Source organism: uncultured Pelagimonas sp. (assembly GCF_947498515.1).
In the GTDB taxonomy this organism is placed as follows: Bacteria; Pseudomonadota; Alphaproteobacteria; order Rhodobacterales; family Rhodobacteraceae; genus Pelagimonas.
On sequence record NZ_CANMKO010000004.1, the window covers coordinates 77,193 to 101,792 of the forward strand.

At 56.4% G+C, this 24,600-nt stretch carries 26 protein-coding genes; 11 read left to right on the forward strand and 15 right to left on the reverse strand.

Annotated elements, in window-relative coordinates; translation table 11 throughout:
• Positions 1 to 21: 21 nt before the first annotated feature.
• The 12 genes from Q1A43_RS09205 to Q1A43_RS09260 form a co-directional block, all read right to left on the reverse strand.
• A complete protein-coding gene (locus Q1A43_RS09205; protein ID WP_299923962.1) occupies positions 22 to 1,491 on the reverse strand; it encodes a DegQ family serine endoprotease in 1,470 nt (489 codons plus the stop codon).
• Positions 1,492 to 1,667: 176 nt separating this feature from the next.
• The gene (locus Q1A43_RS09210) at positions 1,668 to 2,507 is read right to left on the reverse strand and encodes a hypothetical protein (RefSeq protein WP_299934326.1); all 840 of its coding nucleotides are present in this window, start codon (positions 2,505 to 2,507) and stop codon (positions 1,668 to 1,670) included.
• A gap of 25 nt (positions 2,508 to 2,532) precedes the next feature.
• A complete protein-coding gene (locus Q1A43_RS09215; RefSeq protein ID WP_299924136.1) occupies positions 2,533 to 2,721 on the reverse strand; it encodes a DUF2065 domain-containing protein in 189 nt (62 codons plus the stop codon).
• Positions 2,722 to 2,731: 10 nt separating this feature from the next.
• Complete coding sequence (locus Q1A43_RS09220) at positions 2,732 to 3,616, reverse strand: protease modulator HflC (RefSeq protein ID WP_299923968.1); 885 nt, start codon at positions 3,614 to 3,616, stop codon at positions 2,732 to 2,734.
• Positions 3,616 to 4,770 carry an FtsH protease activity modulator HflK gene (hflK, locus tag Q1A43_RS09225; protein ID WP_299923971.1) on the reverse strand — a complete coding sequence of 385 codons (1,155 nt, stop codon included), beginning with the start codon at positions 4,768 to 4,770 and terminating at the stop codon, positions 3,616 to 3,618. The genes Q1A43_RS09220 and hflK overlap by 1 nt, the downstream gene beginning before the upstream one ends.
• A 68-nt stretch (positions 4,771 to 4,838) precedes the next feature.
• On the reverse strand, positions 4,839 to 6,200 hold the full coding sequence (gor, locus tag Q1A43_RS09230) for a glutathione-disulfide reductase (RefSeq protein ID WP_299923974.1): 1,362 nt from the start codon (positions 6,198 to 6,200) through the stop codon (positions 4,839 to 4,841).
• 154 nt (positions 6,201 to 6,354) lie between these two features.
• On the reverse strand, positions 6,355 to 6,720 hold the full coding sequence (locus Q1A43_RS09235) for a hypothetical protein (protein ID WP_299934328.1): 366 nt from the start codon (positions 6,718 to 6,720) through the stop codon (positions 6,355 to 6,357).
• A 205-nt stretch (positions 6,721 to 6,925) separates the two neighbouring features.
• Positions 6,926 to 7,348 carry a hypothetical protein gene (locus tag Q1A43_RS09240; RefSeq protein ID WP_299934330.1) on the reverse strand — a complete coding sequence of 141 codons (423 nt, stop codon included), beginning with the start codon at positions 7,346 to 7,348 and terminating at the stop codon, positions 6,926 to 6,928.
• 786 nt (positions 7,349 to 8,134) lie between these two features.
• Positions 8,135 to 8,917 (reverse strand): ribose-5-phosphate isomerase RpiA, encoded by a 783-nt coding sequence (gene rpiA, locus Q1A43_RS09245; RefSeq protein WP_299923984.1) that lies wholly within the window; start codon positions 8,915 to 8,917, stop codon positions 8,135 to 8,137.
• 159 nt (positions 8,918 to 9,076) lie between these two features.
• Positions 9,077 to 9,511 (reverse strand): hypothetical protein, encoded by a 435-nt coding sequence (locus Q1A43_RS09250; protein WP_299923987.1) that lies wholly within the window; start codon positions 9,509 to 9,511, stop codon positions 9,077 to 9,079.
• A gap of 131 nt (positions 9,512 to 9,642) precedes the next feature.
• Positions 9,643 to 9,987 carry a hypothetical protein gene (locus Q1A43_RS09255; protein ID WP_299923990.1) on the reverse strand — a complete coding sequence of 115 codons (345 nt, stop codon included), beginning with the start codon at positions 9,985 to 9,987 and terminating at the stop codon, positions 9,643 to 9,645.
• The gene (locus tag Q1A43_RS09260) at positions 9,984 to 10,532 is read right to left on the reverse strand and encodes a sigma-70 family RNA polymerase sigma factor (RefSeq protein WP_299934332.1); all 549 of its coding nucleotides are present in this window, start codon (positions 10,530 to 10,532) and stop codon (positions 9,984 to 9,986) included. The genes Q1A43_RS09255 and Q1A43_RS09260 overlap by 4 nt, the downstream gene beginning before the upstream one ends.
• A 96-nt stretch (positions 10,533 to 10,628) precedes the next feature.
• Here Q1A43_RS09260 and cobS point away from each other — a divergent pair, with 96 nt between their 5' ends.
• From cobS to Q1A43_RS09300, 8 genes are all read left to right on the forward strand, one after another.
• Positions 10,629 to 11,615 carry a cobaltochelatase subunit CobS gene (gene cobS, locus Q1A43_RS09265; protein WP_299923996.1) on the forward strand — a complete coding sequence of 329 codons (987 nt, stop codon included), beginning with the start codon at positions 10,629 to 10,631 and terminating at the stop codon, positions 11,613 to 11,615.
• A gap of 65 nt (positions 11,616 to 11,680) precedes the next feature.
• A complete protein-coding gene (locus Q1A43_RS09270) occupies positions 11,681 to 12,001 on the forward strand; it encodes a hypothetical protein (RefSeq protein WP_299934334.1) in 321 nt (106 codons plus the stop codon).
• Between the two features lie 161 nt (positions 12,002 to 12,162).
• Complete coding sequence (locus Q1A43_RS09275; protein WP_299924002.1) at positions 12,163 to 12,570, forward strand: hypothetical protein; 408 nt, start codon at positions 12,163 to 12,165, stop codon at positions 12,568 to 12,570.
• A gap of 115 nt (positions 12,571 to 12,685) precedes the next feature.
• A complete protein-coding gene (locus Q1A43_RS09280; RefSeq protein WP_299934337.1) occupies positions 12,686 to 13,090 on the forward strand; it encodes a hypothetical protein in 405 nt (134 codons plus the stop codon).
• Between the two features lie 45 nt (positions 13,091 to 13,135).
• On the forward strand, positions 13,136 to 15,013 hold the full coding sequence (gene cobT, locus Q1A43_RS09285; protein WP_299924009.1) for a cobaltochelatase subunit CobT: 1,878 nt from the start codon (positions 13,136 to 13,138) through the stop codon (positions 15,011 to 15,013).
• A gap of 151 nt (positions 15,014 to 15,164) precedes the next feature.
• Positions 15,165 to 16,931 carry an aminopeptidase P family protein gene (locus tag Q1A43_RS09290; protein ID WP_299934340.1) on the forward strand — a complete coding sequence of 589 codons (1,767 nt, stop codon included), beginning with the start codon at positions 15,165 to 15,167 and terminating at the stop codon, positions 16,929 to 16,931.
• A 61-nt stretch (positions 16,932 to 16,992) separates the two neighbouring features.
• The gene (locus Q1A43_RS09295; protein WP_299924014.1) at positions 16,993 to 17,337 is read left to right on the forward strand and encodes a DUF427 domain-containing protein; all 345 of its coding nucleotides are present in this window, start codon (positions 16,993 to 16,995) and stop codon (positions 17,335 to 17,337) included.
• Between the two features lie 251 nt (positions 17,338 to 17,588).
• Entirely contained in the window at positions 17,589 to 18,227 is a 639-nt protein-coding gene (locus Q1A43_RS09300) for an SH3 domain-containing protein (protein WP_299934343.1), read from the forward strand.
• A gap of 6 nt (positions 18,228 to 18,233) precedes the next feature.
• Here Q1A43_RS09300 and Q1A43_RS09305 read toward each other — a convergent pair whose 3' ends face one another.
• Complete coding sequence (locus Q1A43_RS09305; RefSeq protein WP_299934823.1) at positions 18,234 to 19,913, reverse strand: chloride channel protein; 1,680 nt, start codon at positions 19,911 to 19,913, stop codon at positions 18,234 to 18,236.
• Between the two features lie 82 nt (positions 19,914 to 19,995).
• On the opposite strand from Q1A43_RS09305, the gene Q1A43_RS09310 reads away from it, so the two are divergent.
• Positions 19,996 to 21,369: an FAD-linked oxidase C-terminal domain-containing protein gene (locus Q1A43_RS09310; RefSeq protein WP_299934346.1), complete on the forward strand. Its 1,374-nt coding sequence runs from the start codon at positions 19,996 to 19,998 to the stop codon at positions 21,367 to 21,369.
• 5 nt (positions 21,370 to 21,374) lie between these two features.
• Here Q1A43_RS09310 and Q1A43_RS09315 read toward each other — a convergent pair whose 3' ends face one another.
• Positions 21,375 to 21,968: a TetR/AcrR family transcriptional regulator gene (locus Q1A43_RS09315; protein ID WP_299934349.1), complete on the reverse strand. Its 594-nt coding sequence runs from the start codon at positions 21,966 to 21,968 to the stop codon at positions 21,375 to 21,377.
• A gap of 80 nt (positions 21,969 to 22,048) precedes the next feature.
• Here Q1A43_RS09315 and Q1A43_RS09320 point away from each other — a divergent pair, with 80 nt between their 5' ends.
• Both Q1A43_RS09320 and Q1A43_RS09325 read left to right on the forward strand, forming a co-directional pair.
• Complete coding sequence (locus Q1A43_RS09320) at positions 22,049 to 22,408, forward strand: hypothetical protein (protein ID WP_299934352.1); 360 nt, start codon at positions 22,049 to 22,051, stop codon at positions 22,406 to 22,408.
• Positions 22,405 to 22,920 (forward strand): anthrone oxygenase family protein, encoded by a 516-nt coding sequence (locus Q1A43_RS09325; RefSeq protein ID WP_299934355.1) that lies wholly within the window; start codon positions 22,405 to 22,407, stop codon positions 22,918 to 22,920. Before Q1A43_RS09320 ends, Q1A43_RS09325 begins: the two co-directional genes overlap by 4 nt.
• Here the strand turns inward: Q1A43_RS09325 and recN are convergent.
• Positions 22,917 to 24,569 carry a DNA repair protein RecN gene (gene recN, locus Q1A43_RS09330; RefSeq protein WP_299934358.1) on the reverse strand — a complete coding sequence of 551 codons (1,653 nt, stop codon included), beginning with the start codon at positions 24,567 to 24,569 and terminating at the stop codon, positions 22,917 to 22,919. The genes Q1A43_RS09325 and recN overlap by 4 nt on opposite strands.
• Positions 24,570 to 24,600: the final 31 nt, after the last annotated feature.

The window sequence follows — 24,600 nt, forward strand, 5'->3', positions numbered from 1 at the left end:
TTCTACGTTTGTAAGGGATGATTATTCGTCTAGGCCTAGCGCCACAAAACGGGGGTCTCCACCGCGACGCACCAAAAGCAGGATCGACTTGCGACCGCCCTCTTTGGCTTCATCAATCCGCTTTTCGAGATCGTCCAATGTTGCCACTGGGCTTTGCCCGGCTTCGGTGATCAAATCCCCGGCGCGCAGGCCTTTTTCAAACGCGGGCGAGGCTTCATCAACCGCAACAACGGCCAATCCACCGGCGTCTTTGCCAAGACCAAGCTCACCCCGGATCTCATCGGTTAGCGGGCTGAGGGTCAGGCCCATCAGTTCCATTTTTGATGGCTCTTCTGGCGTGTCCTCTTGCGCGGGTGGGGCTTTGCCCTCGGCTTCTTCGCGACGGCCCAAGGTCACCTTGAGTGTCTGCGTTTCACCACCACGGTTTACAACCACCCGGACCGTTTGACCAACGGGGGCATTGGCAACAACGCGGACCAACTGACGGGTGTCTTCAACCGCAACGCCATCGAAATTGACGATCACGTCACCGGCCAGAATGCCACCCTCTTTGGCAGGACCATCCGGCACATCAGACACAAGCGCGCCTTTGGCATCTTCAAGACCCAGAGCTTCGGCCACATCATCGGTCACGTCCTGAATGCGCACACCCAGCCAACCACGGCGGGTTTCGCCGAACTCTTTGAGCTGATCGACAACCTTGGTCACCACGTTGGACGCCATGGAAAAGCCGATCCCGATCGAGCCACCATTGGGCGAAAGGATCGCAGTGTTCACACCGATCACGTCACCGTCCATATTGAACAGCGGACCACCCGAGTTGCCCCGGTTAATCGCCGCGTCTGTTTGAATGTAGTCGTCATAGGTGCCGCTTAGGGCGCGGTTGCGGGCGGAAATGATCCCGGCAGAGACCGAGAACCCTTGGCCAAGCGGATTGCCCATCGCCATGACCCAATCGCCAACGCGGCCGGTGTCACTATCGCCAAAGCTGACGAATTTCAGCGGTTCTTCGGCTTCGACTTTGAGAAGCGCAATATCGGTATTTGGATCGGTTCCGATCAGTTTCGCAGGCAATTCAAAGCCTTCGAAGAACTCAATCAGAATCTCATCGGCCCCTTCGATCACGTGGTTGTTGGTGACAACATAGCCGTCTTCGGAAATCACAAATCCCGAACCAAGGGCCGAGCTACGACGTGGGCGGTCGCCATCTTCGCCGCCACGGTCCTGAAACTCGCGGAAGAAATCTTCGAATGGCGATCCTTCGGGTACGATACCCTGCGGGCCGGCACGCCCTTCGACGACGGTAGAAGTGGTGATATTCACGACCGATGGGCTGATGCGTTCAGCCAGATCAGCAAAGCTTTCGGGCGCGCCACGCGCATGCGCCATCAAAGATTGCGACAAGATCAGAACCATCGACAGCGTCGTCAGCCAGAACAGCCTGAGCGGCGTCACATCGTCCTTGGTCAAAGCGAGGGATTGGGGTTTCAAACTTGGCACTCCTTGTCATTGTCAGGTGTGGGCCCGCATTGGTGCGCGCCGCGTCCTGCCTCCTGCTAGTGTGACAAAGATAGGTGCGCCTGCGCAACACCAAAGGCGGGAAAACCTGACTTCAAGCAATTGTGAAGGGAGAGTGAGCGAAATATCGCATGACGCAGGTCGTCCAATCAGGAGAATTGCACATGGTCATAACGTTCTTGCAGGGCTGTTTTCTGATCCTGAGAGAGCGTTATTCCATCCAGCCATATCCGCTTTACCCCCTTCAGCTTGGCAATCCGTGGCAAGACATCTTCCGCCGTCAACGAGCCTTCATCTTCGAATTGCCCAACGGACAAATCGGTCAAATTCGGCAAATCTTGCAAAAGCGCAAGGTCCTCGGCCTTTACTCCAGTTGCCCAAATATCAAGGGTTTCAAGTTGTTCCATGCGGCACAGGTCGGTCAACCCCTCTCGCCCGATCTGGGTGGTTTGCACATAAAGGTGACGGATGCTCGAACTTTTGGACAGCGCCGCCGCATGTTCGTCAGTGAACATCGCCCCTTCGAGATGTAGGGTTTTGAGCAACGGCAAGGTCGACAAAGCCGTCATTGCCTTGGTGCTGCAATACGAATGCTCCAAACTAAGTTCGGCCAAACCTTTCCCTTTCGCGACTGCAAAGATGTCCTTTGCTCTGGCCCCAAAGCCGATCTTAACCGAGGCAAGCCTCGTCGGGATGTCGAGCCCGTCCAAACGTCCATGCTGATGGATGTTTTTGACTTCAAGCTGCGAAAGGCTGGGAGTGTTCACAAGCTGGCGCATCGCTTGACGTGTCACCGGGCCGTTAAGCACCATCGTTTCAATTCCAGGCCAGCTTACCAGTTCTAAGGCCAAATCCCGATGCAATAGTGCGAAATCTTCCAAGTACAGCGACTCGAGGGGGTGATCAGGTCGAATGGAGCGGAGATTGGATAGGCTGACATCACCACCGAAACGAAACTCACCATCGCGCCCCGAAACCTCTTGATGCATTTTCAAAACTCACTCGGAAAAATACTCAGTTCACCCACCACAGGATGCAAACCCCGGTCACAACCGTTGCCAGCCCCAAAACCCGACGTGTGTCCAAGGGCATCTCGCGCAGCGCCTCAAGCATGCGTTCGACAAGCGAAGGGGCCAGTGCGTACACCAGCCCCTCGATCACGAGGAGCATACCGATCCCCGTTAATATGTCCGTCCAGCTCACTGACGTGGTGTCACTGGGCTGGTGCGGCGTTTTCACTGCCGAAATAGTCAAAGAACTGACTGTCCGGAGTCATAACCATTGTCGTTTTCGACCCGCGCAGCGCCGCCTCATAGGCCTGCAAAGACCGATAGAAGGCAAAGAACTCCTGATCCGCGCCATAGGCTTCGGCAAAGACCCGGTTACGTTCCGCATCCGCTTCACCGCGGATCACGTTGGCTTCTTTTTCCGCCTCGGAGGTGGTTTCAACCACGGTACGATCGGCAAGCGCGCGAACACGCTGGGCCGCTTCGTTACCACGGGCGATCTCATCCGCCGCTTCACGTTCCCGCTCGGCGCGCATCCGGGAAAAAGTCACCTCAAGGCTTGTGGCCGGCAGGTTGGTTTGCTTGAGACGCACGTCAACAACGTCAAGACCCAAAGACAGCGCCTGAATACGGGCACGATCACGGATCCGGTTGGTCAGCCCACGGCGATCAACCGACAAAATCCGGTCCGAGGTTACCTGATCGGCACCCAAGACTTCTCGGATCATCGAGTTGAGAATACCGGAAAGACGGTCTTCTGCGACACGAATGCCACCAACGCCAACCGCCTGACGGAACTTGACCACATCAGCGATCCGGTAACGGGCAAAGGCGTCAACAACCAAACGACGGTCATCGGATGGGGTGACTTCGATGGTATCTGTATCAAGGCTCAGAATACGATCATCATAGTAGACAACCTCTTGGATCAGCGGGATTTTCCACGCCAAGCCGGGGTCTTCTTTGACATCCTTAATCTGACCAAACTGCAGAACCAGCGCCTTTTGACGTTCGTCCACAACAAAGACTGCTGACAGAACAATCACCAAAAGGATGACAAAGGCGGGGAGTAAATATGCTGTCTTACGCATTAGTTTTTGCCTCCGGTCCGGTTCAACTCATTCAGAGGCAGATACGGCACAACACCGCCCTCCCCCGTCAAGCTGGGATCAAGGATCATCTTGTCAACATCCCCCAACACGCTTTCCATGGTTTCCAGATAAAGACGTTTGCGCGTCACTTCTGGGGCCTTCACATATTCATCACGAACCGAGGTAAAGCGCGCGGCTTCACCCAAGGCTTCGTTGACCACGCGGGCACGGTAACCTTCGGATTGTTCAAGAACCTGCGCCGCGTCACCGCGGGCTTCGGCCACAACCTTGTTGGCATAGGCATCCGCTTGACGTTCCAGACGGTCACGCTCTTGCTCAGCTTCCTGAACTTTGCGGAATGCGTTGATAACCTCATCGGGCGGATCAGCCTTGGCAAGGTTCACACGAACGATTGTGATACCGGATTCGTATTCGTCCAGCGTGGCTTGAATGTTTTCCATCGCCGTATCGGCGATCAAACCACGATCGCGGTTCAAAATTGGGGCAAGGTTGGTCGCCGCGATGATTTCGCGCATCACCGCCTCGGACACCGCCTGAACCGTCAACTGCGCGTCGGCAATGTTGAACAGGTATTTGGCCGGATCGGTGATGTTCCAAACCACTTGGAAGTCAATATTAACGATATTGGCGTCCGTGGTTAGCATCAAGCCGTCGCCACCGCGCCCGCCAATGGTTTCCGAACGTTCCGACGTCACATTCACCACCTCGGCCGTCACAAACGGCCATGGCGCAAAGTTCAGACCCGGTTCACCGGTGCTGGAGTATTCCCCGAGGAACAGCTCAACCGACTGCTCTTCAGGTTTGACTGTGTAAAAGCTTCCAAAGGCCCAGAGACCAACAAGGATCAGCGCGCCAAAAACGGCCGTTCCTTTGTTAAAGCCACCACCGGAACCGCCCGACCCGCCGCCGCGTTTCGCGCCGCCGTTATCGCCACCGCGACCGCCCATAAGGACGCGCAGCTGTTCCTGGCCTTTTTTCATCAGCTCATCAATTTCGGGGATCTGACCATCGTCGGGGCGTTTACCACCACCGCCTTGGGGGCCGCGACCGTTGTTGCCGCCGCCCTGACCGCCGCCATTGCCGCCGCCGTTATTTCCGCCGCCCCCCCAGGGGCCGCCGCTGTTTCCTGCCATGAAGTGTCGTCCTTCTTTGGTCGTTTGGCGTCTCTCTTACAGTAACCTGTGCGTGATTTGGTTAAAATTCAACCAGTCCGCGTGGGGTTCCGCATTGTGACAAGTTCTTCGGCCATAACCGGGTGAACTGCAACCACTCGGTCGAAATCCTCTTTGGTTGCACCCATTTTTACGGCGATTCCGGCCAATTGGATCATTTCACCCGCCGCTGGTGCGACGATATGCACGCCCAGCACCTTGCGATTGGCTTGGGACACGATCAATTTCATCAAAACCCGATCCGAACATCCGGCAAAGCTTGACTGCATCGGTTTGAACGAGGTCGCATAGACCTCGATTGGCTCCTGCTCGCGCGCCGCCTCTTCGGAAAGGCCAATGGTGCCATATTCGGGCTGGGTGAACACCGCGCTTGGGATCAACTCGTGATCCACCGGGGTTGGGTTGCCCTTGAAAACGGTCTCGACAAAGGCCATGCCTTCGCGGATCGCCACCGGTGTGAGGTTAACCCGATCCGTCGCATCTCCAATCGCATAGATCGACGGCACCGCGGTTTGGCTGTATTCGTCCACAAGAACCTCGCCCTTGCGGCCAAGTTTCACGCCCACCTCTTCAAGGCCCATGTCATCGGTGTTTGGCTTGCGCCCGGTGGCAAACATCACGTGATCAAACACATGCTCGGACCCATTGGTGGCCTTGACCCAAATGCCGTCATCGACCTTTTTCATCTCAAGCACATTGGTGCCAAGGTGAAGGTCAACACCCTTTTGAATCATCTCTTCGGCAATCAAGCCGCGCGCTTCGTCGTCAAAGCCGCGCAGAATTTGCGCGCCGCGATAAAACTGCGTGGTTTTCACACCCAAGCCATTCATCACCCCGGCAAATTCCGACGCGATATAACCGCCACCGACAATGAGGATATTCTTGGGAAGCTTAGGAAGGTGGAAGATTTCGTTTGACGAAATCGCCAGTTCCGCACCGGGAATGTCGGGCATTGTTGGGCGTCCGCCCATCGCCAAAAGGATATGTTTGGCGGTCTTACGTTCACCGGTCGAAAGCTCAACTGTATGGGCATCAACAACCTTGGCGCGGGCGTCAAAGGTTTCAACCCCGCTCCCCGCCAGCAGTTTGCGATAGATGCCTTCAAGGCGGTCCAGCTCGGCCGCCAGTTTGCCGTGGAAATGATCCCAGTTGAAATCACCGGACGTCATGTCCCAGCCATAGGCCTGCGCCTCGGCCACTTTTTCGGGATAGCCCGAGGCAAACACCATCAGCTTTTTGGGTACACAGCCGCGAATAACACAGGTGCCGCCATACCGGTCTTCTTCGGCAAGGCCAACCTTGGCCCCGGTTTCCCCCGCCGCAACCCGCGCCGCGCGCACGCCGCCCGAACCGCCGCCAATCACAAATAGGTCAAAATCAAAGTCGCTCATGGCTGTCCCCAGTCTTCCTGTGTCTTCTCGCGCCTGCACCGCCGCACTGTGGTGCAAAGATATTCCATAGCGCAGATAGGAAGGCCAGAGCCGGATGTCATCACAGAGTTGCGCACGAGTTTGTTAAAAGCGTTACAGTTTGGAGGGATGTGCCCTACCGCGAACCGCGCCGGGCCAGTTGATCTTGCCAAGGGGCATCGGCATCAGGGACGTAGTGCTTGATTGCGGACAGACAACGTTCAGCCTGTTCCGTAGGCAAAGCGCCAAAGGTCAAAACAGCACTTGTTCGTCCGCCATCTTGTGTCGAATAGTTCACATATGATCCGATCAGACGCCTCTTCGCTCTGCGCAGTTCAATAGACCTCAGCTGGTCCCAAGGAACCACCAGCTCGCCATTCATTGACCAGCCATCTGCATCTATTCGCAAGATCGTACCCTGTTTCGACAAAGCCGCCCGAAACGAACGGAAATCTTGGGCCGCGCGGAAGATGACAGCGGCCAGAGAAAGAAAAAATATCACCGCCAATACCCATGAGTCGGTCAAAAAACGCCAATCATCCGCAAACTTCGTCGCAAACAAGATCGCGGTAGTAAGCCCAAATAATGGCGGAAACACACGGAATGGGAATTTGGGCCTTTGCAATTCGCCTTCAAAATCAGAATGATACATCCCCCCCCTTTTCACAATCGTCTAGATCAAAGTTCACCCCGGCTTACCTTTGGTATCATGACCGACGATCACATTGAACTCTCGGCTCAGCTTCAGCATCAGGCCAGTATTTTTTGATAACTTCGAGTGCAACCTTTGATCGTTCTTTGGTCAAGTCCTGCAGGGCCAACGGCGCTGTAACCCTTTCTGACTGCCAGACAAACGTTACAGAACTCTCAGCTCCCGGTGCCTTTAAATCGTCGGCAATGTCAAAACAACAAATGTCCGACCATGGGATCATCCTCATACCCCGAATACCCCGCTTTGGAACGCCAATTTTCACACCGTCGGGACCAATCCAAAAGATCATATCATTTATGAAATAGAACGCCGCAGCCCCAATTGAAAAGTCTATCGAAATTGCAGGGAGGTGTTCAAAATTCCATCTACTCTCTGTCCAAAACTCATAGGCAATCTGAACGACGGCAATCGCCAGCATTCCCAAGAAAAAAGCCCGATCCAGCGAAGCCTGACCATGGGGCGCTTTGTGCCGCGAAAACTCATCAAATTTGAAGTCACTTAAAAACCCCTAAACAAATCATCCGCCCCAACAGTTTTCAAACCGGCTATCTACAACTCGCCCCATCGCGCAAACCGCCACCTCCCCTTCATCTTGCCAGATAAACTCCGGGAGTTTGGGCGCTCCCCCCCAATGTACCCTCTGTACCCTCTCAACAATCCGCGCCGTTTCAATTGATCTTGCCAAGAGTCTTCAGCATCCGGCCAAAACTCCAAAATTGCCCTTAGGCAGTCATTTGCCTCGTCTGGGGACAGTTTAGAAAACGACAAAACGTTTGAACGTTTCGTCGGCCCACCTTGGTGGCTCACAAATGCACTAACCAAACGGCCCTTAGCATCTCTTATAATTTCAAAACTGCGAATATTGTCCCAAGGCAACCATAACAGGTTGTCGGGTTGGTCATATACGACATCACGGAGCCATAGACCTTTGTCAGTTACCGCCACACCTATCGCCCTGCTGGCAAGTCGTGGACTGCCGCCCAGAAAGCGCTCATTCACTAAATCCCAAATAGAAAAACTGATTATGACCAATAGGCAAAAATCGCCAATCACCAAGTAAAACGGGTATGAACTATCACCGGTGTAGATCCAGAGAACATGCGCAACCGCCAAACCCAAAGCATAGCGGCCAGTCGTAATCCCACCCCCTTTTTCGCGAATGTAACCTTCGAATACAACTGTGTCGCCCGCCACCTAAACGTCCTCAAATATCGCGGAACAGGTTATCCGTTTCGACAAAATCCAAGCGGTCTTCGGATACCGTGCCCTCGTTGATGTCACGCGTTTCGACGCGGCCATCGCCATAGCCGATCACCACCTTGTCACAGATGTCGATAAACAGCCCGTTTTCTACCACGCCGGGGATTTGGTTCAGCACCATCGCCAATTGCCGGGCGTTGCCGATACGGCCCAGATGCAGATCAAGAATATGGTTGCCTTCATCGGTGATAAACGGAATCTCGCCATTCATCCGCAAAGACGCTTGGCGCCCCATCACATCCATCGACACCAGCGTTTCTTCGACCAAGGCTTGGGTGGTTTGCCAGCCAAACGGAATGACCTCGATCGGCAATGGGAACGACCCAAGGTGTTCCACCTCTTTGGCGGCATCGGCGATGACGATCATCTGATCCGACGCGGTCGCGACGATCTTTTCCTGCAACAAGGCCCCGCCCCCGCCTTTGACTAGCGACAGGTTGGCATCAAACTCATCCGCACCATCAATCGTCAAATCAAGCCAGCGCGCCTCATCAAGCGAAATCACCTCGATCCCGACCTCACGCGCCAGCTCGGCGGTGCGGGTCGATGTCGGAACGCCGCGGATTTTCAACCCGTCCTGTTCCACCATCTCGCCCAAACACCGCACCAACCACGCCGCCGTGGACCCGGTGCCTAGGCCGACTCGCATGCCGTCTTCTACAAAATCGGCGGCGCGTTTGGCGGCCACGAATTTGGCTTTGTCGATCGGTGACAGCTCTCCGGTCATAATGGTCCCTCGGGTCTTGGAGTTAGGCTTGTGGGTGAAAAGGCGAACGCCCCCTTTATAAAAGCGGAAAGGCCATTGCGCGAGAAAGATTTATCTCGTTTTACAATGGCCTTTGTCTGGGGCCTTTATCTGGCACCGTTTTCTGTCCGCTTAACCGGATTATCCGCGCACGCGCACCGGATCAAACCCCAACTGGTAGCGGGTCTTGGAATCGCCTTTAACGGGCAAGGATCGGCACCCGGCCCTGGCATCCATCAAATTGCTTCCCGGTTTGGCCACCGTGAAAAAGCTAAGATCACGGATGACCTTTTTGCCCTGTACCTTGATAAAGCCCTTGCGCAAAATCGCCCGATTGTGCGCCGCCATTGAGGATGTTTTGTCGGCAACCATAGCGCCACAAACATAGGGTTTGCCGTCGTGGGTTTTAATGCGCCACGCCAAATGCGTTTTGCCCAATCCGCTCGACCAGTTCGAGCTGGATACTTGAAACTTGTCATCTACTGGAATGGTGATTTCAGGGGATTTGGCCGCAAGGGGCATCGCGCAAAACATTGCAATTGCGGCGCAAACACCGGTCTTTAACGTCGTAGACATGATCTTCCTGTCGTTCAAATTGAATACAGGCGGCCTAACATGCGACGCCAACTAGCGCCAGATCAGACATCACTCACACCACTTAAACCTGCACCTTTGTGCAAAAATGCAACCGAACAAAACCCAAGCTCCTAGCTCAGGGTTGATTGCACAAGCCATGTCAGGATCGCCCCGATCACGGCCCCAATCGCGTAGGGAACCACCTGAACCCATATCGGTTTTCGCTTCTTTCCGGAAATGCGGTGCTCAACCAAATTGCGCAGCGTGTCGGGGGGCGACTTGTCAGGCAGTGTTTCAGTAAAGGTGACGAAATAAGCCCGCCACGCGGCCACATCCTGTTGCAAATCTGGGTCGGTGATCAACTGGGCCTCAAAGGCGTGTAATTCATCCGCAGTCAAAAGCCCCAACACATACTCCGCCGCTGTGGCTTCGTCTCCACCGGGTCCGGTTTTGCGCTCTAAATCGACCTGTGTCATCGGCTTAAACACGCGCGCAGGTGGTCCAAAGACCGGCGCATCTCCCGCCGAAGAGCCTGCGCATCACCATCGGCCTGATCCGCCAAATCACTATAGGACAGCCCCTCGAGATACACAGATCGCAGCACCGACGCATGATCAGAGGGCAGTTCGGCCAAACATGCCGCAAGTTGGCCAGAGTATACGCTTGTTTGCCGATCCTGTTGGTGATCCGGCTCCTCATACAATCGCCGCGCGATGCCAGGGGCCCGATTGTCATGCCCATTCGTCGTGTCCAAACGGAGCCGGGCCACCGCAGCGTCACGCGCCAAAGACAAGAGCCAGACCCAAGGGGACGACCCATTCGCCCGCACATATCCCGCGCTGCGCCAAATGCCGTCATAGACCGAAATCAAAACATCTTGCGCACGATCATCATCGCGTAAAATGCCCCAGCACAGACCATAAAGCCGTGGCGACGTCACATCATACAGCCCGCGCAAGGCGCGCCGATCCCCTTTGGCGATCTTCGCCAACATTGCTTCTAACTCATCATCCGTCGACATTGCGTTCGAACGTCCCCGCTTCCCCTTGCCCCTTCCGGCGAAATGATGCACCACGGGGGCGCAGTTTTCGAGCCCGGATAAGAGGACATCATTACAATGGCGGACGGCATGATCGATATCAACGCGAAACCCACCGAAGAAATTTCCGTCCGTGAGGTCTTTGGCATCGATACAGACATGATTGTACATGGTTTTCCTGAGCGCACCGCCCGCGTGCCCGAAGAAGACAGTACATATAAATTTGACCCCGATACGACCCTGGCCATTCTGGCCGGTTTCAACCGGAATCGCCGGGTGATGATTCAGGGCTATCACGGCACCGGCAAGTCGACGCACATCGAACAAGTGGCGTCGCGGCTCAACTGGCCTGCGGTTCGTGTCAATCTGGACTCACATATCTCGCGGATTGATCTGATCGGCAAAGACGCGATCAAATTGGTCGACGGCAAACAGACAACCGAGTTCCAAGAAGGCATCCTGCCTTGGGCGCTGCGCAACCCGACGGCGATTGTGTTTGACGAATATGATGCAGGTCGCGCCGATGTTATGTTTGTGATCCAGCGGGTATTGGAAACCGACGGCAAACTGACCTTGTTGGATCAGAACGAAGTCATCACGCCCCACCCGTATTTCCGCATTTTTGCCACCGCCAACACAGTGGGCTTGGGTGATACAACCGGTCTCTATCACGGCACGCAGCAGATCAACCAAGGTCAGATGGACCGTTGGTCATTGGTCGCAACGTTGAACTATCTGTCAATCGACGCCGAAACCCAGATCATTCTGAGCAAAGCGCCGCATTACAACACCGAAGCGGGTCGCAAAACCATCAAACAGATGGTCACCGTCGCCGATTTCACCCGCCGCGCCTTTATGAATGGTGAGCTGTCGACCGTTATGTCGCCGCGGACCGTAATCGCATGGGCGCAGAACTCGGAAATCTTCCGCAATGTCGGCTATGCCTTCCGCCTGAGCTTCCTCAACAAATGTGACGAGCTTGAGCGCCAGACCGTCGCCGAGTTCTACCAGCGTTGCTTTGACGAAGAACTCCCCGAAAGCGCGGCAAGCGTTAGCTTGGGGTAATGCGGCACGTCTTCCTGGCCGTCCACCTTGCGCTAATGTCTTTTAGCGGGGCTGCGGCCGGGACTATGACAGCGATCCAAGACGAGCAGCCGTCTTTGACAGAAGATGTCGCGCAGATCCGCTGCTTAGGGTTTGCGTACGCTTTAATGACTATCCGTAACATTCTAAATGCCAATCCAATAACGGGTGTAGATTTCGCTCAGGGCGCACCGTTAGACTGGGCTGTCCCATTTGCTAGAATTAGAACTCTATCAGACGACGAAAAAGCTTGGATAGATCGTTACATGCAAGAATTTGCGCCTATTCGAATTCCTTCATTGATCCCGAACAGAGAGCTTTACCAAAAAGACAAAGCCTTCTGTCAGCCGCTGCTTGGCAAGCATTAAGGCGCATGTGTAACCAGACCTTGCGCGCAATGACGAACCAAGCTCTGTCCTTAGTCATAGTTTCCATTTTGGGAACAGACCGTCACCAACCCCACTTACTCTTGTAAGGTTTTATTTACCCTGCTTAGCTTCCCCTGACGCAGGGCCGGGGGGCTGGGACAATGACATCAAGAAAAATCACAGGCGCGATTTGTGTTTCCATATGCCTCGTCGCAGGCGCAAGAAGTCAGGCGGCAAACGACGCCGACAGGCATGTGATGCAGTATTGCGCCGGCCTGTTTGATGCGCGGGCAAAATGGCTTGATGTCATGGAACCCGAAGACGGCTATGGAGAAATCATGGCGTCAAATCGCGACCTGTTGCTTAGCGCATCGCAACATCCTGCTCAAAGCCCCCCCGCACAGCAACGTTATGAAAGCAAAACCGGTCGTTTTGAGGAATACAGTCTCTCCATGCTCACCCACTTGGCGGACAAGGGCGAGATAACAACCTGCTCTCAGGACCCACTGTGTTTGGCGTGCTCTGAAATTCTTCCTTTGGTTCAAAAACTGTCCGACCAACAGCCATAATGGCCAGATCAGCCGGCCGTATAGAGCCGTATAGACATGTGATCTTCTGATCACTCGCCAAAAGTTTTCAATTTGCACATGATTTAATCACATTTTTGGGGCTAAGCTCCAATCCATGAGCGTTTTGAAAACATTCACGGCGACGATCTTTTTGGCGGCCTCCACAGCACTGCCCACTTTTGCGATGCCCGATGCCCCGCGTGAACAAGCGCAATTCTTTGCGTCATGTCTGGGGCGCTACTCTGCGGCGCGCGAACATGCGTGGTTGATGGGCGGAGAAGACCAGCAAGCCGAAGCCGGGTTTTCCATGTTCGAGGATTTGCTGGATGCGGTGGCTCCCGATGCACAGGCCGCAGGATTATCTGGCCGTCAGCTCCTCGCCCAACGCATTGATGCAAAGATGGCTCAGGCCCGCTTGATGCAGGCCGCTACCTTTCAGCGCGATGATCGACGCCGTCAAATTTCCGCGCGGCTGGCAAACAACCACCTTCTGGCCTGTAAAACATTGGTCATTGGCTAGTCTTTTCCCCTTGCGGCGGCGGCGCGTTCTGTCGATAAAACCGGTATGAGCAAGCCATCCGACAACCCCGCAGATCCGTTCAAAAAGGCATTGGCCGAGGCCACCAAGGTCATGGCGGACGATCCCGATCTTTCGGTCAGCTATACGGTTGACCCCTCTGGCGTGTCCGGGGATGCGATGCGCTTGCCCCAGATTTCCCGCCGTATGACACGGGACGAGGTGTTGTTGGCACGTGGCACCGCCGATGCCTTGGCGCTGCAACGCCGCTATCACGACGACACCACCCATGCGCGTTACGCACCCCCCGGCGATATGGCGCGCGAGCTTTATGAGGCGATGGAAACTGCGCGTTGCGAAGCCATGGGCGCACGCGACATGCCCGGCACCGCCGGAAACATCGACGCCAAGATCAGCCACGAAGCCATTCGTCGCGGGTACGGCCAAATCACTCAACCCTCCGAGGCCCCCTTGCCGGTTGCCGCCGGGTACCTGATCCGCCATCTCGCCACCGGGCGCGATTTGCCCGATGACGCCGCCAATGTGATGGAGCTGTGGCGCGGGTTTATGGAAAATCAGGCTGGCGGAACGCTCGACAATCTTCAAGATGTCTTGTCTGACCAATCCGCATTCGCAAAATTTGCCCGCCAGATGATCACTGATCTCGGCTATGGCGACCAATTGGGCGACGACCCGGACGATATGTCGGACGATTCCGACGAAGACGGATCATCAGACGATCAGGAAGAAGAAGAACAGCCCGATTCTTCAGGTCAGGATGACGAAGGGGATGAGGCCGACGCCTCGCCCGAGCAAAGCCAAGAAGAAACCCAAGATCCATCGCAGGCACAGGTCAGCATGGATGAAATGGCCGACCAAGAGCTTGGGGATGAGGCCGAGATGCCCGAGGGCGAGGCCCCGATGGAGCCCCCTGCCCCGCAACCAATTTCCGAAGCCGATCCGGATTACGCCGTTTACGACACTGAGTATGACGAAGAGATTTTGGCCGAGGACTTGGCCGAAGCTCAGGAATTGGAACGCCTGCGCGCCTATCTTGATCAGCAGCTTGAGCCGCTCAAGGGGGCTGTGTCCCGTCTTGCCAACAAGCTACAGCGCCGCCTGCAGGCGCAGCAAAACCGCTCTTGGGAATTTGATCTCGAAGAGGGGATTTTGGATGCTGGCCGTTTGGCGCGTGTTGTTGCAAACCCAACCACACCGCTAAGCTTTAAGCGCGAAAAAGACACCGAATTCCGCGACACCTGTGTGACGCTGTTGCTCGACAACTCAGGCTCAATGCGCGGTCGCCCGATTTCGATTGCCGCGATTTGCGCCGACGTTTTGGCCCGTACGCTCGAACGTTGCAGCGTTAAGGTCGAAATCCTCGGGTTTACCACCCGCGCGTGGAAAGGCGGTCAAGCCCGTGAAAAATGGCTCAATGCCGGGCGTGATCAACAACCCGGTCGCCTCAATGATCTGCGCCACATCATCTACAAAAGCGCCGATGCCCCATGGCGACGGACTCGCGATAATCTTGGTCTGATGATGAAAGAAGGCCTTTTGAAGGAAAACATCGACGGCGAGGCGCTGGAATGGGCGCATCGCCGGATGGCGGGCCGCCCCGAGGCGCGCAAAATCCTGATGGTGATTTCCGATGGTGCCCCGGTGGATGACAGCACCCTGTCGGTCAACCCGGCCAATTACCTTGAAAAACACCTGCGCGACGTGATCGCCATGGTCGAAAAGAAAAAGCAGGTTGAGCTTTTGGCGATTGGGATCGGGCATGACGTCACCCGCTATTATGATCGTGCCGTGACCATCACCGATGTCGAACAGCTTGCCGGTGCGATGACCGAGCAGCTCGCCTCGCTCTTTGATAGCGATCCGCGTGCCCGTGCTCGGGTGATGGGCATACGCAAGGCGTCTTAAGGTTTTGAGCGTCGGATGAGGGGGCCAGCCCCCTCGGCTGCGCCTCACCCCCGGGAAATTTTGGAAAGAAGAAGACCTTTTCGGCGTGGTGAGCGGCGGGGTTGCATTCCGCGGTGCCGCGCGCAAAGCTGCGCGAAAAATGGAGCGGATTATGTATCAGACCTTCGAGAACAGCGCGGATCCGAGCCAAGGACCGGCGCGGCTACAGGCCTTGCGGGCGGCGATGAAACATGCCGGAGTCGATGCGTTTTTGGTACCCCGGGCCGACGCACATCAAGGTGAATATGTTGCGCCGCGCGACGAACGTCTATCTTGGCTCACTGGCTTTACCGGCTCGGCGGGCTGGTGCGTGGCACTGGCCGATCGCGCCGGTGTTTTTGTTGACGGACGTTACCGCGTGCAAGTGCGCACTCAGGTTGCGGATGACTTTGAGCCGGTCGATTGGCCCGAAGTGTCGCTTGGGGATTGGATCGCCGAAGCCCTGCCCGAGGGGATTGTTGGTTTTGACCCTTGGTTGCTATCGGTGGATCAATACCGCGCAATGAGCGCCAAGCTTCCAGATCACGAAATGCGGGCAATAGACAACCTTGTTGATGCCATTTGGGACAACCAACCCGACCCGCCGATGGGCAAGGTTTTCGAACAACCGCTTGATTTGGCGGGTGAAGCCCATGACGCCAAGATCAAACGGTTGGCGGCCGATCTTAAGGCCGACGCCGCCATTATCACCTTGCCGGATTCGATTGCTTGGCTGCTCAACATCCGTGGCAGCGATATTCCTCGCAACCCGGTTCCGCATGGCTTTGCGGTCTTGCATAGATCCGGCCGGGTGTCGTTTTTCTGCGCGCCTGAGAAGCTCACTTCGCTTGACGGACATTTCGGCCCCTTAGTCGATGTGCATCCCATCGACGCCTTTTTGCCGAGTGTAGAAAACCTGACCGGACCTGTTCAAATTGATCCGGCGACCTGTCCGATCTGTGTGGCCGATCTTTTGACGGACCCGTTGGAGACCGCTGACCCGTGCCTTTTGCCCAAGGCCTGTAAAAACACCGCCGAGCTTGACGGCACCCGCGCCGCCCATATGCGCGACGCGGCGGCCATGGTGCGATTTCTCAGCTGGCTTGATGAGCAACCAGCGGAAAGTCTCACCGAGATTGATGTGGTCAAGCAGCTCGAAGGGGAACGGCGCGCCACAAACGCATTGCGCGATATCTCCTTTGAAACGATTTCAGGCGCAGGGCCAAATGGCGCGATCGTGCATTATCGCGTCACCGAAGACACCAATCGCACCGTCGAAGAAGGTCAGCTTTTGTTGGTCGATTCCGGAGGCCAATATGTCGATGGCACCACGGATATCACCCGCACCATCGCAATCGGTCAGGTCGGCGAGGAAGAGCGCGACGCCTTCACTCTGGTGCTCAGAGGTATGATCGCCATATCCGCGCTGCGCTTTCCCACCGGGTTGGCCGGGCGCGATATGGATGTTCTGGCCCGGACCGCGCTTTGGCAACAGGGCATGGATTATGGCCATGGCACCGGCCACGGCGTTGGCGCGTATCTTTCGGTTCACGAAGGGCCACAGCGTTTGGCACGCACTGGAACCGTGCCTTTTGAGGCTGGGATGATCCTGTCGAATGAGCCGGGGTTCTACAAAGAGGGCGCATTTGGCATTCGGATCGAAAACCTGATTGTCGTCGAACCCGCCCCCGCCCTGCCAAATCAAACGGTGCCCGAGATGTTGCGGTTCGAAACCTTGACCTGGGTGCCCATCGATACACGGCTTGTTAACCCTGATCTCCTAACTCAGGCGGAACGTGATTGGCTCAACACCTATCACGCCGAAGTCGAGCGCCGGGTTGGTCCTTTGGTCGAAGGTGACGTAAAAGACTGGCTGTCGCGCGCTTGCCGCGCTATCTGACATATTCTTGATACATTTCCCGTGTCTTTGAGGCCGGGATCATTCGCAGAGGGGGAGAGACATGAGCAAGATCACAATCACACCAGCAGAGGGCACATGGATTGTGCGTGCCGGTGGCGCGGTTTTGGGGGAATCCTCTCGGGCATTGGAATTGGCCGAAGGCGACTATCCCTCGGTCATCTATTTTCCGCGCGAAGACATTGGCATGGCCTTTCTTGAGGCGACGGATCACAAAACCACCTGCCCCTTCAAAGGAGAGGCCTCGTATTTTTCGATCATGTCGAAATCCAAAACCTATGAAAATGCGGTTTGGAGCTATGAAGCCCCGATTGACGATGTGAACAAAATCGCCGGGTATCTGGCGTTTCAGATCCAAGAAGGTGTGGCGATCGAACAGATCCCTTAAACGTGGGTTTTCAGACTGTAGAAAGGCGGTCTTTTGCGGGCCGCCTTTTGCGTTTAGGCAACCCATTTGCGTATCCACAAAAAACTCACCCAATTGCTGCTCCGCGCTCGCATCACCTTCAAGGCACTTATAAAACTGAACAAATTTCAAATACGCCCTGAAAGATATCTGCTAATCACCGCCTGATATTGTATATCACACCGCCCTGCCACCATCGTCTTCCCATCGCTATTCACGAAAGGAAGTCCCAGATGTTTCGCCTCCTCGCCTTTCTCATGGCCTTTGGACTGGCCAGTGCCGCCGCCGCGACCGAAGGCCCTCGCCTTTATATCAATGCGCCCAATGACGGGTTCTTGAACCTGCGCACCGGTCCGGCGACGTCTTATCACGTGCTCGAAAAAATGGCCCACGGCAGCAAGGTGACACTGCTTGCTCAACCGGGCCAATGGGCCAAGCTCTATCACCACAAGACCGATACGATTGGTTGGGCGCATGGTCGGTTTTTAAGCCACGACAAACCCCACAAACCCAAACCGCCCCAGCATGCAAATGGTCAACGATGGGTCGATGCGCCCTACGGTGATCTCAATCTGCGCAAAGGACCGGGCACAAATTACAATGTTTTGCGCAAAATCCACAACGGCATGCGGGTTGATGTGTTGGGTCAAAGTGGCAAGTGGCGCTTGGTGCAACTGGACTCTGGTCTGATCGGATGGGCGCACAAGGCCTATCTCTCAAAACACAATCCGCGCCGTCCAACCCCGGTTCCGACCCCCGTCCCAAACCCGCGCCCTTACTCCGACCTTCAGGCCGCCTTTGACGCCTGCGAACACAACTTTGGTCGGGCATTTCGCAACTGCATGGCCCAACGTCTGCCCGGCAATAGGTAAGCCGCCTTAGCTATGTTCTTCCTCAGCCGTCGCCGCCAGTGCTTGGTTGTAGGCCTTCAAGGCATCAACATGAAACAGCGCCCCTTGCAACACCGGGGCGCTGTTTGGGTTGTTTGCATCTTTGCTCACCACCGGCAAAAACGTCAGGTCCGAGCGGTCCAAAATCGGCAGCGCGGTTTCAAGCGTCGCATCATCAAGCACATAAAGCCCCTGTTCAACCAGATCGAGACAGGCCTGCTCATCGGCGGCATTGTCATCGGTGGGTCGCCGCATCACCCCTTGAACCCGGAACATCGCCAGCAAATAGGCCTGAGGACCAGCGGCCAGATGCACGTTGCGCCGCTCAAGCTGGGTAAGGAAGAAGGAGCGATCCACCAACCGCGAGGCAAGGGCCGTTGACATCGATACCGAAACCATCACCGCCAAGCCGGTCTGCCAGTCACCGGTGAGTTCAAAGACAATCAGCGTCGTGGAAATCGGCGCACCAAGCACCGCCGCCGCAACGGCCCCCATGCCCGCCAAAGCGTATAGCGTAAAGGCCGAGGAAACATCGGGGAACAAGCCCGTGGCGATATGGCCAAAGGTCAATCCGGTCAACGCCCCCACCATCAAGGCCGGTGAAAACACGCCGCCGCCCATGCGCCCGGCAACGGTTAAGGACACTGCCAATACCTTGAGGATCGCAAAGATAAAGGCCTCATGTAGCATGAGGTTACCGGTCAACGCCAAGGAGGTGGTTTCATAGCCAACGCCAATGATATGCGGAAAGAAGATCGCCAAACCACCCAACAACAGCCCCGCCACCGCAGGGCGCAACCAATAGGGCAAGCTCAGCTTGTTTTGCAGTTCGGTTTCGACGTCATCGGCGAAAAAGATCGCCCGCATCATCACTACCGCCACACAGCCGCACACCAGCCCCAAAAGGAAAAACGCCGGGAGTTCGAGGTAGAATTCAACCGTCGTGGTGCCGGGCAAAATAAATTCGGTCACATCGCCATAGACAAGGCGGCTGATCACCGTTCCCGCCGCGCTGGCCACGACAATCGGCGCAAAGGCATGGAGCGCAAAATGGCGCAAGATCACCTCAAGCGCGAACAAGGCCCCCGCGATAGGCGCGTTAAAGCTTGCCGACACCGCCGCCGCGACTGCGCAGCCCATGAGATCGCGCCCGGTGACACCGTCAACTTTGAGTTTATTGGCGACCCAGCTAGACGCCATGGCGGCGATATGAACAACCGGCCCCTCGCGGCCCGTGCTGCCCCCCGTCGACAGGGTGATCCAGGAACACAAAGCCGAGGCCAAACCGGCTTTTTTCTCGACCCGGCCATCATTTAGCGCCGCACCTTCGATCACATCGGCAACCGATTGCACCCGCCCATCCGGGGTAAGGTGATGGAGAATGAACCCAACAACAATCCCGCCAATCGCCGGGATCATCAGCACCCAAAACCACGGCAAGCCTTCGGCGAAACTGTGCAACTCGTTGACGTTTTCTGTGCCGTAGACCGTCGCCTGCAACCATTCAATCGCGGCACGAAACCCGATAGCCGCCAGCCCGGACACAACTCCCAACACCAAAGCAATCAACCAGAACTGAATCTGACTTGGGGCCTTGTGGCGCACCAAATCCCATCCCGAGCCAAATGCCCGACTGGCCTGCTGCAACTGGTTGCGCAATTGACCCAGCAAAGTGACCTCCTCATATCCGGCGGGTTTCGCCACTGTTTAAGCTTCGTTAACATGCCCCCAATTGAATCCGGAGGCCCGAATGCCCGTACAACAGGCGCTTGCTGAACTGCATAACCTACTAGGCGAACGGTTAAGTTTGTCCAAGTCCGATCTGGAGGCGCATGGACGTTCCGAATCACATTTTCCAACAACGCCACCTGATGGGGTGGTTTTTCCGCTAAACACTGAAGAAACACAAAAGATTGTAAGCATTTGCGCAACACATGGCGTTCCGGTGATTGGCTGGGGCGCGGGCACCTCGCTTGAGGGGCATGGCCTCGCCATTCGTGGCGGGATCTGTGTGGATTTTTCGCGGATGAACCGGATTCTGCGCATCAATGCCGCGGATATGGATGTTGTCGTTCAACCCGGTGTCACCCGCGAATCCTTGAACGAAGAATTGCGCGCCACTGGCTTGTTTTTCCCGGTTGATCCCGGTGCCAATGCCTCGATTGGCGGCATGGCGATGACCCGCGCCTCGGGCACGACGACGGTCCGTTATGGCACGATGCGCGACAATGTCATGGGGATGGAGGTTGTCTTGGGCGATGGGCGTATCATCCGAACCGGCACCCGCGCTCGCAAAAGCGCCGCCGGTTATGACCTGACCGCACTGATGGTTGGCTCCGAGGGCACGCTTGGCCTCGCCACCGAATTAACCCTCAAACTACACGGGATTCCCGAAGCCATCAGCGCTGGGATTTGCAGCTTTCCTGACATGGCCAGCGCCGTGGCCGCGGTCACGGAAACCATCCAAATGGGCATTCCCATGGCGCGGATCGAATTTGCCTGCGCCGACACTGCCCGCGCCTTTAACGACTATGCTGGCGTCTCCATGGATCAGGCCCCGCACCTGATGGTCGAATTTCATGGTAGCCCCGAAAGCACAGCCCAAGATGCGGAACGCTTTGCTGAAATCGTCGCCGATCATGACGGATCGCCCTTTCGCTGGTCATCACGCGAAGAGGAACGCCGCGCGCTCTGGTCGATGCGACACAACGGCTATTACGCGATATTGGCCTCTAAACCGGGGGCGCGTGCCCTTGTCACCGACATTTGCGTTCCGATTTCGCAACTGGCCCGCGCCGTCGAAGAGACCCAGACCGACATCGCCCAGTCTCTCATTTCCGGCCCGATCCTTGGCCATGTTGGTGACGGCAATTTTCACGCGATCTTGCTTGTTGATCCCGATCAGCCCGCCGAACTGGCCGAGGCCAAGCGGCTCTCCAACATCATGGTGGAACGCTCCTTGGCGCTTGGCGGCACCTCAACCGGTGAACACGGCGTCGGCATCGGCAAGAAACCCTATATGCAGGCCGAACATGGCGAGGCATGGGCGGTGATGGGCGCAATCAAAACCGCGCTTGACCCGCGAGGCATCATGAACCCCGGCAAGCTTGTCCCAAGCAATTAACCGCCCTACCCACGCAGTTGAAACAACAAGGCCTCAGCTGATTGCGCTCTGGCCTGTTGTTGTGCGGGTGTTGGCGGATCAATTGCCCCGGTGGCGCATCTGATTTGCCAATCCCCCACCAACAAATCGACCCAAAGCGCAGCGGCGGTTTCCGCCGGGCCCGTTAGGGTACCCGTCTCAACAAGCTGTTGAAAAAGCGTCGAAATGCGCGGAAACACCTCCCCTCGCCCGGACTTGGCCAAAACCTGACCAAGCGTATTGCTCGCATCTGCCGCCGCCGCCCTGTTCAAGGCGATTGCACGCGGCGACAGCAGCATTCCCAAGAGAGTTGGCCCAAGGTTCTGCAAGGTTTGGCGCGGATCATCCCGCTGTTCCAGCGCTTCATCCAAAGCATCGGCAACCTGTGCTGCATTGCGTGAAATCAACGCCTGAAACAGGCCAAGCTTATCCCCGTACCACCGATAAAGCGTTTCGTTTGAGGCCTTTGCCCGTTTGGACACCGCCAACATCGACAAGCCCTGAAAGCCCTTTTCCGCCATCAGCGCATAGGCCGCTTGGGCAATTTGATCTTCTCGTTGCTCTTTGGCTTGTGCGCGCATGTTGTCATCCTCCACTTGACAGCATCCGTACACTCAATTACGCCAATGTCTAGACGTACACCAAATTACGGATACTTGATATGACCCACTCACCACCATTGTCTGCCGCTCTCTGGGTTTTGATTGTCTTGCAAGGCGTGATGCTTGCCGCCCTCTTTGCAAGCGTCGCCCCCCACCCACCGCGGGCCATTGCATTGTTCGCCATGGCCCCATTTCTGGCCGCCTCCATCGCTTGCGCGGTGGCCGCCCTAAACCTGAAGTCCGGATTGTGGGGCAAGGTATTGTCGGGGCTGGCGGCAGTTATGGCTTTGCTAAGCTTTGGGCCGCAGAAATACTTTGACCCGGCTTTCCCTGAAATCTGGCCCGCTGTCATTGCTGCGCAGCTCGCAGCCCTCGCCATCGCTGCCAACCTGTTCCGCCCAAAAGGTATCGTGTCATGAAGGCCCTCGCACGCGTCTCAGCCGTGGCCGCGATCGGCTTTTCCGGAGCAATCTTTGGTTTCTTTTTTGCATGGATTTGCTCAACCATGTGGGGCCTTGACGCCGCGCCACCCGAAGTCGCCATCCAAGCGATGCAGGCCATGAATGCCAGCGTACGCAACGCCACATTCGCCCCGATATTCTTTGCGACACCCTTGGTTATCGCCATGGCGGCCACCTTTTCTTGGCAAAGCTCGGCGCCCAAAGCAGCCATGTATTTTACATTGGCTTCAATGCTTTATCTATGCGGTGGTTTGGTCTTAACCATGGTGTTCAATGTCCCAATGAACGACGCACTGGCCAATCAGGTCGTCCCGGACGACCCACAAAAAGCCCAAGACATCTGGCAAGCCTATTCACCCCGCTGGCAGCGGTTCAATATCCTTCGCACCATTGCGTCGGGAATGACATTGCTGCTCTGTGTTTTGGGTTTAATGGCCTTGGTCCAAACAACCGAAACGGGGCGCGCTTAGCCGGCCAACAAGGCCCGTGCCGCCGCCCGCGCCTCTTCTGTGACCGTATCGCCCGACAACATGCGGGCGATTTCGGCTTCGCGCTCGGCCTCATCCAAGGGCGAGACATCGGATGTTGTGACCCCTGCGGTGACATGTTTTGCAACGCGCCAATGATGCCCGCCTAGCGCCGCGACCTGCGGAGAATGCGTGACAACCAAGACCTGCCCGCCCTCCGACAACGCCTTGAGACGTCGTCCAACCGCATCCGCCGTCGCCCCGCCTACACCACGGTCGATTTCGTCAAAAATCATGGTGACGCCATCGTTGCGCTCTTCCGAGAGACAGACTTTGAGAGCCAAAAGAAAGCGTGAGAGTTCCCCGCCAGAGGCGATCTTGTTCAAGGCCCCAGCGGGGGATCCGGGGTTGGTGGCGACAGAAAAGCACACCGCATCCCGGCCTTCGCCGCCTGCAGTCATCTCACTGATTTCAGTCACAAAAACCGCACGTTCCATTTTGAGCGGAGCCAGTTCCGAAGCCACTGCCACGTCCAAACGCTTCGCCGCCTTGCGCCGGTTATCGCTAAGCTTTCGCGCCGCCACATCATAAGCCGCTTCCGCCTGCGCAAGCGCGGCTTTCAAATCACCAATCTGCGCCTCACCCGCATCAAGCGCATTCAAACGCCCGGTCAATTCGGTGGCGAGGCTTGCCAATTCATCTGGTTGCACCTGATGTTTTCGGGCCAATCCACGCAAGGCAAACAACCGCTCTTCGGTGTCTTCGAGATCAACCGGACTAAACTCCAACCCGTCCAGACAATCCGCAACTCCGCGCGATGCCTCGTCCAATTCGGCCATGGCACGGGTCAAGGCATTTAGCGGCGCATCCAACCGGCCATCGGCCTTGTCCGACGCCCCTTCCAGCCAGCGCAGCGCATTTGCCATCGCCCCTTCGGCCCCGTCATATCCCAACGCCGACGACGCCTGAGCGATCTCATCACGGATTTTTTCCGCCTGCTGCATCTTGCGACGGCTTTGATCAAGCTGCGCTTCTTCGCCCGGTTCGGGGCCAAGTTTCGTTAACTCGTCCACCGCATGACGCAGGAATTCTTCTTCGGCGCGCACTTCGTCCAAGGCCTCTTGCGCCTTGGTCAGGGCCCGTTTGGCCTTGCCAACCTGCGCCCAAGTCTGCCGTACCTTGTCACGCTGTTTTTCATTGTCGGCATAGCTGTCCAAAATGGCCAGATGCCCCTTTGGGTCCAACAATCCACGATCATCGTGTTGACCATGCAGCTCGACCAAAGTCGCCGACAATTGCCGCAACACATCGCCAGAAACCCGGCGGTCGTTGACCCAGCCGGTTTTGCGCCCGTCCGCAGTATTCACCCGTCGCAGGATCAATTCATCACCGCCCGGCAACCCGGCCTCTTCGAGCACCAGACGCGCGGCATGGCTCTCGTTCAAATCGAAAACCGCCGTCACTTCGCCCTGCTTGGCCCCACTGCGCACAAGCTCAGCCCGACCGCGCCAGCCCAAAACAAACCCGAGCGAATCCAACAAGATAGATTTGCCCGCCCCGGTTTCCCCGGTCAAAACATTCAAACCCGGTTGGAACGCGAGGTCCAACCGGTCGATGATTAACATGTCTCTGATTTCAAGTGCGCGCAGCATTAGTCTTTGCCCGTGTGGACCACTGTCCACA